Genomic DNA, 13,928 nt, shown 5'->3' with positions numbered 1-13,928 from the left:
TGTGTAACGCAGGCTCTGCACCTGCACCACCACGGCCGACAATTGAGTCTGGTTCACCCGTTGACGTTAACGCGCACCGGGCATCAAGCCTGGGCCTGTTCCTGCGGTTGGTGCTGCTGCTGAGGGCGTTGCTCGGGCTGCTGAAGCTTGCGGGCTTCTTCGCGCTCGACCGACTTCATCATGGACGATGGGCCGGTGTCGGCTTTTTTGCGCAACACGGTGAGGTGGCGCAGCACGGCGTCGTTGAACTTGAAGGCGTGCTCCAGTTCGGCCATCACGGCCTGATCGGCCTCAATGTTGACGCACAGGTAGTGGGCCTTGGACAGCTTGTTGATCTGGTAAGCCATCTGGCGACGACCCCAATCTTCAACGCGGTGGATCTTGCCGCCGCCGGCGGTGATCATGCCCTTGTAGCGCTCCAGCATGGCTGGAACTTGTTCGCTTTGATCCGGATGGATCAGCAAAACGATTTCGTAATGACGCATGGACTCTCCTTGTGGATTCGCCCACCTGTTGAGGCGGGCTTGGGTTGGAGCTGCCCCCAGCGTCAGATGGGGTGCAGCAAGGCAAGCCCACGATTCTAGCAAAAAACCCGGCCAGTCGCGAAACTGGCCGGGTTCTGGTGCTCACCAGCCGCCAGGCGACCGGTGAAAGTGTCTGACCAAGTCGGTGCTCAGTTCATGCGCAGGCTCGGATAGCGCACATGCTCCACCAGTTGCTGGATCTTGCGGCTCGGGGCCGGCGTCACCAGGCTCACCAGGATGATCACGGCAAAACCCAGTGGCACGCCGAACACACCGGCCGAGATCGGCAGGATGCCGAACCACAGTTCCACCGGCGAAGTCACACCGAAGATCCCGCGCATCCAGGGCTGGGTGGTCACCATGTAATAGAAGGTGATGCCCAGGCCGGCGACCATGCCGATGGAGGCGGCAATGCCGGTGGCCCGTTTCCAGAAGATGCCCAGTACCAGCGCCGGGAAGAACGCCGCCGCTGCGAACGAGAACGCCGCCGAGACCAGGAACAGGATGTCCGCCGGTTTCTGCGCCGCCACGTAGGCCGCCGCCAGGGCCACGATCAGCAGCAGCATCTTGGAGATGGTGACGCGGCGGGCGGTGGAAGCGTTGGGGTCGATCATCTTGTAGTACAGGTCGTGCGACAGCGCGTTGGCGATCGTCAACAGCAGGCCATCGGCGGTGGACAGCGCAGCGGCCAGGCCACCAGCGGCCACCAGGCCCGAGATCACGTACGGCAGGCCACCGATTTCGGCCGTTGCCAGCACGATGATGTCACCACCGATCGTCATCTCGTTGAGCTGCAGGATGCCGTCCTTGTTGATGTCGGTGATCGCCATCAGCGAAGGATCCACCTTGTTCCACGATGCCACCCAGGCGGGCAGCTGATCAATCGGTGTGCCGATCAACACGTTGAACACCTCGTATTTCACGAGCACCGCCAGGGCGGGCGCGGTGAAGTACAGCAGGAAGATAAAGAACAGCGACCAGGTCACCGACTGCCGGGCTTCCTTCACGCTGGGCACCGTGTAGTAGCGCATCAGGATGTGTGGCAGCGCGGCAGTACCGATCATCAGGCAGAAGATCAGCGCCAGGAAGTTGCGACGTGACGTGTCATAGGCCTCCACCGCCTTGGCATCCCCGTTGGGGTCTCCCGCGAACTGCTGAGCGTGAGGAGGCATGCCGTTGAGCGGACGAGACTTGACGTCGGCAGCCGCTTTCGCACGGGTCCAGGCGGCTTTGGCTGCGGCCTCATCCTTGGGCAGGTCTGCGATCGCCTTCTCTGCGGCAGAGATTTCGCTGGACGGAGCATTGGCGGCCCTCAGCTCGGCCAGCTTGGTCTCCGCTGCGGCCTTGTCGGCCGCCAGCGCAGCCGCCGGGTCCTTCAGCTTCTCGGCCAGTGCATCCGAGCGCGCCTTGAAGATGCCGCGCACCTCCAGCTCTTTCGGGTCGGCTGCGAGCAGCTTTTCCTTGGCCGTGACCTTCTCCAGCTGGAAGCCGTAGATGGCCTGCGGCACGGGCACGCTGGTCTGCTTCACCGAGAGCCACACCACCGGGATCATGTAGGCCACGATCAGGATGATGTACTGCGCCACCTGCGTCCAGGTCACTGCGCGCATGCCGCCCAGGAACGAGCAGACCAGAATGCCGCCCAGCCCCAGGAACACGCCCAGTTCAAACGCCACACCGGTCAGGCGCGACGTGATCAGGCCCACGCCGTAGATCTGTGCCACAACATACACAAAGGAGCACAGGATGGCGGCAAAGATGCCGATGAAGCGCGGCAGGTTGCCGCCGTAGCGCTCACCCAGAAAGTCGGGAATGGTGAACTGGCCGAACTTGCGCAGGTAGGGCGCAAGAAACAGCGCCACCAGGCAGTAGCCACCGGTCCAGCCCATGATGAAGGCCAGGCCGCTGTAGCCGGTGAGGTAGAGCGTGCCGGCCATGCCGATGAACGACGCCGCAGACATCCAGTCCGCGCCCGTGGCCATGCCGTTGTAGACGGCCGGAACTCTTCGTCCGGCCACGTAGTACTCAGCGGCATCGGTGGTGCGGCTCATGATGCCGATGCCGGCGTACAGGCCGATGGTGGCGAGCAGGAAGATGAAGCCGATCCACTCGCGTGAAAGACCCATCTGCTCGAGGATCGCAAGCACGACCACGAAGACGAAGAAGCCCCCCGTGTACCACTTGTAGACCTTGTTGAGTTGTTGCTTGAACGCGCGATTGGAATCGCCCGTGCTCATGCCGGCTTTGGTTTCGAACATGCCTGCCATGGTGTTACTCCTCGATCTCTTCAACACCGTGTTCGATGTCGAGTTTGTTCATGTACCAGGCGTAGTACCCAATGATCACGCAGTACACCACCAAGGCGCCCTGGGCACCCATCCAGAAACTGAACGGCCAACCGAAAAAGTTGAAGCTCAGTTCACGTGCGAAGTAGCTCACCACGAACGTCACGACAAACCAGATTGCAAGCAATATGGCCGTGATGTTGAGGTTTTTCCGCCAGTAACGGCGGTGCTTGTCAGTCAGTTCCATGCCATCGACCTCCATCAAGAACACCCTCTCGGGCACATCACGGACGCCACCCATGTCCCCCAGGCAGCCTGCAACCGGTCCGCGTTTCTCGGAAGCCGGCTCCCACCGGCTTCCCCTTTTGAAGGCTGCACAGCAGCAGCGTGAAATCAGGCCTGGGCTTGCCCAAGACCGGTCTCGCGCTCCAGCTGTGCCGCCACTTTGGGCTCGAACTTTCGAAGGTGGCGAATGATCTTCGCCGCCTCGTCGGGCTCTTGCCGGTCCACATGAACACGCGCCAGCTGGTACCAGCCGTAGGGGCTCATGGGTTGCAGTTCGGTGTTCTTCCGCAGGGCGGGAATGGCTTCGTCGAAGCGGCGCTGGCGGATGAGGCTCAGGGCCAGGCCGTACCAGGCCCGGTCGAGTTGGGGGTCGATCTCGGTGGCCCGGCGGAAGGCTGCCTCGGCTTCTTCCAGTTGCCCCATTTCCTCGCTGAGGAAACCCAGGTTGAACCAGGGCGGCGCCTGATCCGGCTGAAGCTCGACCAAGCGCTGGAGTGACTGGAGTGCCCCCGCTTTGTCGCCGAGCTCGGCCAGAACATGGGCGCGCGTGGCGAGCGCATGCACATCCGAAGGATCGGCCACCAGCATGCTGTCAAGCTGCATGAGTGCCGCGTCGCGCCGACCGAAGACCAGCAGCCCGCGAATCTGCCAGCGCGCAAACCAGTGATTGACTGGATTCATTGGCACAGGCTCACTCCGATTTTGAGACAGTGGCTGATCTTCGCGACCGTTGCACCCACCCATACAAAGGTCAGAATCAAGAACGCCACCAAAGGAAGGTGGCGTTCAAGCACAAACTTCGGTGTCACCAGGCGCGCCACCAGAACGAAGGGTTTCCCCACCTGCTGCAGCACCTGATAAAACAGGTTCTGGTCTTTCTTCTGACCCGCAAGCAGGCCCAATACCCACTGACCAAACAGCGCCAGCAGCGCGATTTCAGCGATCAGTTTGATGGATGAAATGAAGAAGAGCATGTGGCTTTCGCTTGGGTTGGCGCCATTCTGGATTTGCACCTTACCGACTTCTTACAAACTGGCCGACACGCCGCTTGAGGCAGGTCAAACCCTCTAGGGATTTACCCGCATCTCAACAGGGCGGCAGGGTATAGGATGAAGAAAGGATTCTTAAGTCCTACTCACAACAAAGCGACATGGCCACCTTCCCAATCGACGAAGACACTTCCGCGCCGTCCATCAAGGACGTCGGTGAACCCGCCACCGATCCTGCACTCACGCTCATGACCATGCCGGTGAGCGCGCTGCTCAAACGCGCACCGGTCACGCTGCCACCCCAGACGACCATACGTGCTGCCGCGCAGCTCATGAGCGAGCAGCGTGTGTCATCCATCCTGATCCTGGAACAAGACCATCTCTTCGGGTTGATCACCGACCGCGACCTGCGCAACCGCGTGATTGCAACCGGGCTGGACACGCAGCGACCGATCATGGACATCGCCACGCTGGCGCCGTTCTTCGTGAACCTGAATGATCCAGCGTTCAACGCCTTGCTGCTCATGGCGCGCCACAACATCCATCATGTGCCGGTGCTTGACGGCCAACGCGTCGCCGGCATGATCACCGCGACCGATCTGACCGAACAGCACAGCACCTCGGCGGTGTACCTCGCAGGCGACATCTACAAACAGACAACGGTCGAGGGGCTGCAGCGCGCCAGCACCCGCATCCGGGCATTGCAGCAAAGCCTGGCAGCGGCCGATGCGACCGCCTACAACACCGGTCACATCATCACCGCCATCACGGACGCCATCACCACCCGGCTGCTGCAACTCGGAGAAGCGCGGCTGGGTCCGGCACCGGTGGACTACGTGTGGGTGGCTGCGGGCTCCCAAGCCCGCAGCGAGCAGACCGCCAGGACGGATCAGGACAACTGCATGGTGCTCGACGATGCGTTCGACGAAGCCCTGCACGGCGACTACTTTCGCCAGCTCACGCAATTCGTCTGCACTGGCCTGGACGCGTGTGGCTATGTGTTCTGTCCCGGGGAGATGATGGCCATGACCGACACGTGGCGCCAGCCGCGCGCGCGCTGGGCCGAATACTTCAGGCGCTGGACCAGCGAGCCCGAGCCCAAGGCGCTCATGCTCACATGCGTGTTCTTCGATCTGCGGGCCATCCACGGCCAGACCAGCCTGCTCGACGGATTGCGCCACGACGTCTTGCAGCGCACCCGGGGCAACACCCTCTTCCTCGCCCACATGGTCGGCAATGCACTGACCCACCAGCCGCCGCTGGGCTTCTTCAAGGGCCTGTCACCGGCACGCAGCGGTGAACACAAGGGCACCATCAACCTCAAGCACAACGGCGTGGTGCCCATCGTGGATCTGGCACGCGTATACGCGCTGGCGGGCGGCCATGCCGAGGTCAACACCCACGACCGGCTGCTGAGCGCGGCCGATGGTGGAGACATCAGCGCGCAGAGCGCTCGCGATCTGCGCGACGCGCTGGAGTTTCTGGCGGCGCTGCGCATCCAGCACCAGGCGCGCCAGATGGCGCAAGGCGAAGCGCCCGACAACTTTCTGGACCCGGCGGAAATCTCAAACTTCGAGCGCACACAGCTCACGGATGCATTCCAGGTCGTTCAGACACTGCAGTCTGTGCTCTCGAACCGCTACAAATTCTGAATCACCCTCGCGGCGCGAGGAGCGTCAGTACTTCAAGCGTGCGTAGTAGGTCTTTTGAGCCGCTTCACGCGCCTGGCCGAGGGTATGGATGCCCTGCTGCGCCAGCAGCGGGATCAGCTTGATGAAGATCTCGGCCGTCACCATGGCATCGCCCATGGCTGTGTGCCGCCCGATCACCGGCACGTCGAAGCGCTCGGCAATGGCCTCCAGGCGGTGCGAATCCTGGTTGGGGTGGATCACCGCCGACAGCAGCAGGGTATCGAGCACGGGTTGATCGAAAACCACACCGGTGGACTTCTCCTTGAGCTGCAGAAAGCGCATGTCGAAGGCGGCGTTGTGCGCCACCAGCACGGTGTCCTGCGCAAAGGCGTGGAAGGCGGGCAGCACCTCGCTGATCGTTGGCTGTCCCACCACCATGGCAGGCTGAATGCCGTGGATCGGAATGGAGGCTGCAGGAATGCTGCGCCGCGGGTCCACCAGCTGTTCAAAACACTCCTGGCGCAGCAGCTTGCCGTTGACGATGCGCGCTGCGCCGATCTGGATGATCTCGTCGCCCTGCCCGGGCTCCAGCCCGGTGGTCTCGGTATCGAACACGGTGTAGACCAGGTCGACCAGGCGGCGCTCGTCGAGCGATCGGGTCTGCTCGGTGGTCTTGAAGAGATCAAAGTCGTAGTACTCGGGCCGACTCTCATTGCGCACGAAGTTGATGGCATCGGCTGGGTCGCGCGGGTCGGCCAGCGGCAGAAGGATGCGAAAAAACGCCTGATGGCGCGAGCGCTCCCGCTCGAACCAGAAGGCCCCACCATGTCGCTCAACCACGTCGCGCACCGTGAGACCCGTGGTCTCGGCGCCCGATGTCATGGCATCCATCTCCCAACTCATCACGGTTTCGTTGCTCATGGCCTGGCCCGACCACACGAGGTCGAACTGGGCCTTGCCGGCGCTGCCCGCGGCTGTCTCCAGGCGCACCTGCACATAGCGCACGCCGAACTCCTCGCTCAGTCGGCCTGCCAGATACACCAGCACCTGCAACAGAGAAAAACTCTCGACCTTGAGCCAGAGCGCGGGGTTCACCTCCAGCGCAGAGGCAGGCAGCCCGGTCACGATCTCGATGCGGCGCAAGGCTGCAGACACGAGATCGGCGCCCAGCATGTCCTCCAGCGGCCAACGCGTTTTCAGGCTTTGCGCGGCGTCTGATTCGATGCCGGCAATCCGACGGCCCAGCGCAGCGGTCTCTTCGCGGACGACCCGCAGAAAACGCTCGCGGGCAGCGGGCTCCAGCTCGGGGTGGTCGAGCACATCGAGCGCGGCCTGTGTGTTGGCCAGGGCCGAGCGCGTGCCTTCCGTCAAGGTGTGCAGCACACGGTCGCGCGCTGACTCGGCTTCAAACTCGCGGGTGATGTTGTCGAGCATCAGCACGAAACCGGTCAGCTCGGCGCGGTCGGCAGTATCTTCGGCGGCCTGGGCCTGGCTGGAGCGCACCGGCGCCATCTGAACACGCAGCAACTGGCCCACAGCGGTCGAGGTCACGAACTGCGCCGACGGTTGGGCCACACCCGAGAGCATTCGTTGCTGGATGTTCTCCAGCGCGTGGGCCACCAGCTTGCGGTCAAACACGGCGTAAATGGAACGGCCCAGACCAATCAGCTCGGCACCGCCGGCCACCTCGGGTGCCTGGGACAGAGCCCGGAACTGTTGCTTCGCACGCTGGTTGTAGAGCAGGATGCGCCCGTCCAGGTTGCACACCACCACGCTTTGAGTGAGTTCGGCCATGAGCGCGGCGAGCCGACCTCTTTCCTGTTCGATGTCACGACTGGCCTCCTGCACCCGCACATCCATCTCTTCGCGCAACCGCGTGCGTTGCGCCACCAGCTGGTTGATCACGCCGGTGACGGCGCGGTTCTCGGCGCTGCCCTGGGGCGGCAGGCTGCGGGCCACGTCGGTGCGCACCAGCACCATGCCTTCTTCGGCGAGCTGGGCCACTGGTTCAATGAAATGCCCCACCAGAGCCCGCGTGGCAAAGGCCAGCGCCGCCATCAGCACCAGCACCATCATGACCACCAGCGTGCTGCGCGAGGCCAGCAATTCGACCAGACGCTCTCGCTCCTGCCCGTCCAGCGTCGACCAGACGATGCCTGCAGTCGCCACCAGCCACAGCAGCAGCGCAACGCCCGCCAGCGCCACGCCCAGCCACAAGCGACGGTCCACGCGCCGTCGGCTCATGCCTCTGGCTCCAGCAGTTCACGCACCTTCTGCACCAGTTCCTTGGTGGAGAACGGCTTGGTCATGTAGGCGTTGGCGCCCAACGCCAGTCCCTTGGCGATGTCGGTGTCGCGTCCCTTCGCGGTCAGCATCACGATCAGGGTGTTGCTCACGGCCTCGCTGGCCCGCACCTCGCTGCACACGTCGAACCCGGTCTTGATCGGCATCATCACGTCGAGCAACACCAACGCCGGACGCTCGCGCACGATGGCATCGATGGCCTCCTGCCCATCACGCGCCAGCACCACCTCGAAGCCCTCGCGCTTCATGAGGAACTCCAGCGAGATCAGGATGTTGGGCTCGTCGTCTGCGATCAGGATCTTGTGGCTCATGTCGTGTCTCCTTGAGCTGTTGTTTCTGGTCTCCGGCGCGGCAAACAAAAGCCGAACACCGCCCCCTTCCCCACGTCAGACCGAAGCCACATGCGCCCCCCGAAGTGGGCCACGATCTGACGGCTGATGGGCAAACCCAGGCCGGTGCCACCGGGTCGGTAATGCGCGTCACCTTCCACTTGCCGGAACTTCTCGAACACCATGGCTTGCTGGTCGGGATCGATGCCCGGTCCGTTGTCTTGCACTTCCACTTCCACACCCTCGTCGCCCTCCCGCAGCCGCACCACCACTTGGCCTGTGTCCCGCGGCGCGTACTTCGCCGCGTTCGACAGCAGGTTGAGCACCACCTGCATCAACCGGTCGGCGTCGGCATGCAGGGGTTGTACATGCTCAGCCAACTCCAGCGACAGCGTGACACCCCGCTCGCGCAGTGGCTCGGCCATGGTGCTGGCCGCCTGCTGCAACAGCACTTTCATGTCCACCTCGTCATCGTGCCACTCGGCGTGGCCAGACTCGATCTTGGCCATGTCCAGCACCTGGTTCACCAGCCGGCTCAGGCGTTCGGTCTCGCCCACGATGATGCCCACAAACTGCTGGCGTTGCACGGAGTCCATCCCTGTATCGTCGCGCATCAGCTCGGCCAGGGCCCTGATCGAGGTCAAGGGAGTGCGCAGTTCGTGGGTGACCGAAGACATGAAATCGTCCTTGAGCCGGTCCAGGCTCTTGAGTTGCTCGTTGGCCTGGCGCAGCTCGTCCGTGGCACGCTCCAGCGACTGCGACTTTTCCTCCAGCGCGTGCGAGTAAGCGCGAAGCTGCGAGGCCTCGTCCAGGATGCGCATGACGTCGTCGAGGTCCAGCGCCTCCTCCTCCACCACCGAGGCCACCATCACCCGCGCCGAGGCGCTGCCGATGGCGCCCGCCAGCTGGGTTTCCACAAAATGCACCAGCCGCGCGTCGGCCGGGATCTGCTCAATCTGGCGCGCGCCCACGCGCAGCGCGTAGTCGGCAAACAGGCGCTGTGCCGCCTCCACCCCCAGGAAGCGCCCCACCAGCGGCAGCAAGGCCGACACCTGCGCCTTGCCTTGCCAGAACACCGGGCGCGATGCCGCGGTGCGGTGGAACACATCCACAAACAACAAGGCCTGGCTGGTCTCGCGTGCGGTGGGGGCGCGCCAGAGCGACACGCCCACGTAGCCGGCCACGTTGGCCAGCAGGCTCCAGATCAGCGAGTGCGTGAGGTTGTCCAGCCCGGCCAGACCCAGAAAGGCCTCGGGCTTGAGCAACCACCAGCCAAAGGGCCCCTGATCCATGAAGCCGGCGGTGAGCCAGCCCGACTTCACCAACGAAGGCAGCATGAGCGTGTAGGCCCAGAAGGCAAATCCCAGCAGCAAGCCCGTCAACGCACCGCGCTGCGTGCCGCCCTTCCAGTACATGCCGCCCAGCAGGGCGGGCGCGAACTGCGCCACGGCCGCGAAGCTGATCAGACCAATGCTCACCAGCGCGTAGGCCTCGCCGGCCAGGTGGAAATAGAGGTAGCCCAGCAGCAGGATGCCCAGGATGGCCAGCCGCCGGATGCGCAGCAGCACGGCGGTGAGGTCGCCGCTGGCGCGGGCGCCAAAACGCCGCATGCGCAGCAGCAGCGGCATCACCAGGTCGTTGCACACCATGGTGGACACCGCGATGGCTTCGACGATCACCATGCCGGTGGCAGCCGACAGCCCTCCCACAAAGGCAAACAGCGCCAGCGCGCCCTGCCCTTGCGACAGCGGCAGCGACAGCACAAAGGTCTCCGGGTCCATGCGCCCCGACCCGAAATGCAGCAAACCACCCAGCGCGATCGGCAACACGAACAGGTTGATCAGCAGCAAATACAGCGGAAACGCCCAGACCGCGCGCTTGAGGTGGTTCTCATCCACGTTCTCCACCACCATCACCTGGAACTGGCGCGGCAGAAAGATCACCGACAGCATGGCCAGCAAGGTCAGCCCCAGCCACTGCGCATAGGCAAACGGCTGGCCCTGGCCAAACTGCATCAGGCGGCGCAATTCGTCCACCGCATGGGCCTGGTCGAACAGATCGGCCGGACTTGAAAAGAGACCGAAGCAGACGAACAGGCCCACCGCCATGAAGGCCACCAGCTTGACCACCGACTCGAACGCAATCGCCGCCACCATGCCCTCGTGCCGTTCGGTGCTGTCCAGGTGGCGCGCGCCGAACACGATGGTGAAGCCGGCGAGGGCCAGCGCCACATACAGCGTGCTGTCGCTCCACCAGTCGGCGCTCTGCACCGCCGGCATGCCCAGCGGTGAGGTGAGCACCGCGTAGCCGCTGGCGATGGCCTTGAGCTGCAGGGCGATGTAGGGAACGATGCCCACCACCGTGATCAGCGTCACCAGGCCTGCAAGCAGCGGGCTCTTGCCGTAGCGGCTGGCAATGAAGTCGGCAATGGAGGTGATGCGGTAAGTCTTTGCGATGCGGATCATCTTGCGCACCACCATCCAGGCCAGCAGCATGGCCAGCATGGGACCGAGGTAGATCGGCAGGAACCACACGCCCGAGTTGGCGGCACGTCCGACGCTGCCGAAGTAGGTCCACGCGGTGCAGTACACCGCCATGGACAGCGCGTACACCCAGGGGCTTGAGATCACCGAGCGGCCTTGAGCCGCCCTCAGGTCGCCCCAGTAGGCCACCGCAAACAGCAGCAGCAGGTAGGCAAATGAGACGCCAATGACCAGCGGGGCCGACAGCATGCTCAGTCGGTGTGTGACACGTTGCTGTGGTGTTCCACGACCCAGGCCAGGGCGGCGATCAACACGCCCCAGATGACGAACAGCGCCAGCGGGAACAAGGGCAATCCCCACACGCGCGCATCGTGGTCCCACAGGGCCAGCAACGGAAAGTTGAACAACGCCGCAGCGGCGAAGAACAGGGCCACCAGGCGCTGGGCGGCAAGGCCTTTGAACATGTGTGTCTCCTCGATCGGCCACCAAGGGTCATTGCCAACGGTGTGCGATGGGATTGTGCGCCATGCACTGACCTCAGGCTGACGCAGCGGCCCATGAAAAAAGCGGCAGGGTTGCCCGCTGCCGCTCTCCTTTCAAACGCCGCAGCGTTGATCACTCACTTCTGGCTGGACGCCAGCAGCTGCCAAGTGTCGACCACCGAGTCCGGGTTCAACGAGATCGAGCTGATGCCCTCGTCGCGCAGCCACTGCGCAAAGTCGGGGTGGTCGCTGGGCCCCTGGCCGCAGATGCCCACGTACTTGCCCTCGGCCCGGCAGGCGCTGATGGCCATCTTCAGCAGCGCCTTCACGGCCGGATCGCGCTCGTCGAAATCGTGAGCGAGCAGCTCCAGTCCGGAGTCGCGGTCCAGGCCCAGGGTGAGCTGGGTCAGGTCGTTGGAGCCGATGGAGAAGCCGTCGAAGTACTGCAGGAAGTCCTTGGCCAGCACCGCGTTGCTCGGGATCTCGCACATCATGATGACCTTCAGGCCGTTGTCACCGCGCTTCAAGCCCTTGTCGGCCATGAGCTCGGTCACGCGCTTGGCCTGCGCCAGTGTGCGCACGAACGGCACCATCACCTGCACGTTGTCCAGGCCCATGTCTTCGCGCACGCGCTTGAGCGCTTCGCATTCCATGGCAAAGGCTTCGCGGAAGTCTTCGCTGATGTAGCGTGCCGCACCGCGGAAACCCAGCATCGGGTTCTCTTCGTCGGGCTCGTAGCGCGAACCGCCCACCAGCTTGCGGTACTCGTTGCTCTTGAAATCCGACAAGCGCACGATCACCGGCTTGGGCCAGAAGGCCGCGGCGATGGTGGCCACGCCTTCGGCGACCTTGTCCACGTAGAACGCACGGGGCGAGGCATGGCCTCGGGCCACCGACTCCACCGCCTTCTTCAGGTCGGCGTCCACAGCGGGGTAGTCCAGGATCGCCTTGGGGTGCACGCCGATGTTGTTGTTGATGATGAATTCGAGTCGCGCCAGGCCCACGCCGCCGTTGGGAATCTGGCAGAAGTCAAACGCCAGCTGGGGGTTGCCCACGTTCATCATGATCTTCACGTCCAGCGGGGGCATCTCGCCGCGCTGCACTTCGGTGATCTCGGTCTCCAGCAAGCCGTCGTAAATGTGGCCGGTGTCACCCTCGGCGCAGCTCACCGTGACCAGCGTGCCGTCCTTCAGGTGCTCGGTGGCGTCGCCACAACCGACCACGGCTGGAATGCCCAGCTCGCGCGCAATGATGGCCGCATGGCAGGTGCGCCCGCCGCGGTTGGTCACGATGGCGCTCGCCCGCTTCATCACCGGCTCCCAGTTCGGGTCGGTCATGTCGGTCACCAGCACGTCTCCGGGCTGCACCTTGTCCATCTCGCTGATGTTGTGCACCAGGCGCACCGGGCCCGTGCCCACCTTCTGGCCGATGGCGCGGCCCGAAGCCAGCACCGTGCCCTTGCCCTTGAGCTTGTAGCGCACCTCAGTCTTGCCCGCGCTCTGGCTCTTCACCGTCTCGGGGCGGGCCTGCAGGATGTAGAGCTCGCCATCGATGCCGTCCTTGCCCCACTCGATGTCCATCGGGCGGCCATAGTGCTGTTCGATCACCACGGCGTAACGCGCGAGCTGCTCCACATCAGCGTCGGACAGGCTGTAGCGGTTGCGCAGCTCCACCGGCACGTCGGTGGTCTTCACCAGCTTGCCCTTGTGGAGGCCATCGCCCGACTTTTCGGCTCCAGACGTGAAGCCCATCTGGATCAGCTTGCTGCCCAGGTTGCGGCGAATCAGCGCGCGCTTGCCGGCCTTGAGCATGGGCTTGTGCACATAAAACTCGTCGGGGTTCACGGCGCCCTGCACCACGGTCTCACCCAGGCCGTAGCTGCTGGTGATGAACACCACATCTTCAAAACCACTCTCGGTGTCGATGGTGAACATGACACCAGCGGCACCCAGGTCAGAGCGCACCATGCGCTGCACGCCGGCACTCAGGGCCACGTCGGCATGGGCAAACCCTTTGTGCACGCGGTAGCTGATGGCGCGGTCGTTGTAAAGGGACGCAAAAACCTCCTTCATCTTGTGCAGCACCTCTTCGATGCCGATCACGTTGAGGAAGGTCTCCTGCTGGCCGGCAAACGAGGCGTCAGGCAGGTCTTCGGCGGTGGCCGAGGAACGCACGGCGAACGAGGCCGTGTCGTTGCCGTGGGTGAGGGTCACAAACGCTTCGCGGATGGCCTTCTCCAGATCGGCCGGGAAAGGCTGGTTTTCCACCATGGCGCGGATCTCGGCACCGGCTTCGGCCAGGGCGCGCACGTCTTCGGTGTCCAGCGCGTCCAGTCGCGCATTGATGCGCCCGGTCAGGCCATCGAACGCAAGGAACTCGCGGAAGGCGTGTGCCGTGGTGGCAAAACCGGTGGGCACTTTCACGCCGCTGGGCAGCTGCGAAATCATCTCGCCGAGGCTGGCGTTCTTGCCGCCGACCGACTCGACATCGGTCATGCGCAGGTGCTCGAACGGCACGACCAGATCGGTCGCTCCAAACAGGTGGGACATGGGAAAACTCCTAAGGTTGAAAAACCGGGTTGTCCATGCAGGGGCTGGCGACCTGTTGTTCTGTTGT

11 protein-coding genes are annotated in these 13,928 nt (G+C 63.8%); 1 reads left to right on the top strand and 10 read right to left on the bottom strand.

Annotated features, from left to right (window positions below; all coding sequences use genetic code 11):
- Positions 1 to 83 precede the first annotated feature (83 nt).
- The 5 genes from rpsF to Q0C59_RS02595 all read right to left on the bottom strand — a co-directional run bounded on the left by rpsF (position 84) and on the right by Q0C59_RS02595 (position 4,068).
- A complete protein-coding gene (rpsF, locus tag Q0C59_RS02615; RefSeq protein ID WP_291211297.1) occupies positions 84 to 485 on the bottom strand; it encodes a 30S ribosomal protein S6 in 402 nt (133 codons plus the stop codon).
- Between the two features lie 188 nt (positions 486 to 673).
- On the bottom strand, positions 674 to 2,791 hold the full coding sequence (locus Q0C59_RS02610) for a sodium:solute symporter family protein (RefSeq protein ID WP_291211295.1): 2,118 nt from the start codon (positions 2,789 to 2,791) through the stop codon (positions 674 to 676).
- Between the two features lie 4 nt (positions 2,792 to 2,795).
- Entirely contained in the window at positions 2,796 to 3,056 is a 261-nt protein-coding gene (locus Q0C59_RS02605) for a DUF4212 domain-containing protein (protein WP_204731649.1), read from the bottom strand.
- 146 nt (positions 3,057 to 3,202) lie between these two features.
- Entirely contained in the window at positions 3,203 to 3,775 is a 573-nt protein-coding gene (locus Q0C59_RS02600) for a tetratricopeptide repeat protein (protein ID WP_291211289.1), read from the bottom strand.
- Positions 3,772 to 4,068 (bottom strand): hypothetical protein, encoded by a 297-nt coding sequence (locus tag Q0C59_RS02595; RefSeq protein WP_291211286.1) that lies wholly within the window; start codon positions 4,066 to 4,068, stop codon positions 3,772 to 3,774. The genes Q0C59_RS02600 and Q0C59_RS02595 overlap by 4 nt, the downstream gene beginning before the upstream one ends.
- A gap of 176 nt (positions 4,069 to 4,244) precedes the next feature.
- Here Q0C59_RS02595 and Q0C59_RS02590 point away from each other — a divergent pair, with 176 nt between their 5' ends.
- Complete coding sequence (locus Q0C59_RS02590) at positions 4,245 to 5,735, top strand: putative nucleotidyltransferase substrate binding domain-containing protein (RefSeq protein ID WP_291211283.1); 1,491 nt, start codon at positions 4,245 to 4,247, stop codon at positions 5,733 to 5,735.
- Between the two features lie 24 nt (positions 5,736 to 5,759).
- On the opposite strand, the gene Q0C59_RS02585 is transcribed toward Q0C59_RS02590, so the two are convergent.
- From Q0C59_RS02585 to ppsA, 5 genes are all read right to left on the bottom strand, one after another.
- Entirely contained in the window at positions 5,760 to 7,958 is a 2,199-nt protein-coding gene (locus Q0C59_RS02585) for an exonuclease domain-containing protein (protein WP_291211280.1), read from the bottom strand.
- Positions 7,955 to 8,329, bottom strand: coding sequence for a response regulator transcription factor (locus tag Q0C59_RS02580; protein WP_291211277.1), 375 nt, complete (start codon positions 8,327 to 8,329; stop codon positions 7,955 to 7,957). Before Q0C59_RS02580 ends, Q0C59_RS02585 begins: the two co-directional genes overlap by 4 nt.
- Positions 8,326 to 11,079 (bottom strand): sensor histidine kinase, encoded by a 2,754-nt coding sequence (locus Q0C59_RS02575; RefSeq protein ID WP_291211274.1) that lies wholly within the window; start codon positions 11,077 to 11,079, stop codon positions 8,326 to 8,328. Before Q0C59_RS02575 ends, Q0C59_RS02580 begins: the two co-directional genes overlap by 4 nt.
- A 2-nt stretch (positions 11,080 to 11,081) precedes the next feature.
- Positions 11,082 to 11,294: a hypothetical protein gene (locus tag Q0C59_RS02570; RefSeq protein ID WP_291211271.1), complete on the bottom strand. Its 213-nt coding sequence runs from the start codon at positions 11,292 to 11,294 to the stop codon at positions 11,082 to 11,084.
- Between the two features lie 155 nt (positions 11,295 to 11,449).
- The gene (gene ppsA / locus Q0C59_RS02565) at positions 11,450 to 13,861 is read right to left on the bottom strand and encodes a phosphoenolpyruvate synthase (RefSeq protein WP_291211269.1); all 2,412 of its coding nucleotides are present in this window, start codon (positions 13,859 to 13,861) and stop codon (positions 11,450 to 11,452) included.
- Positions 13,862 to 13,928 lie beyond the last annotated feature (67 nt).

It is taken from the genome of Hydrogenophaga sp., from assembly GCF_022844385.1.
Lineage (GTDB): Bacteria > Pseudomonadota > Gammaproteobacteria > Burkholderiales > Burkholderiaceae_C > Hydrogenophaga.
Note: the sequence above shows the minus strand (reverse complement) of the source record. Positions and strands in the feature narration are given on the sequence as shown.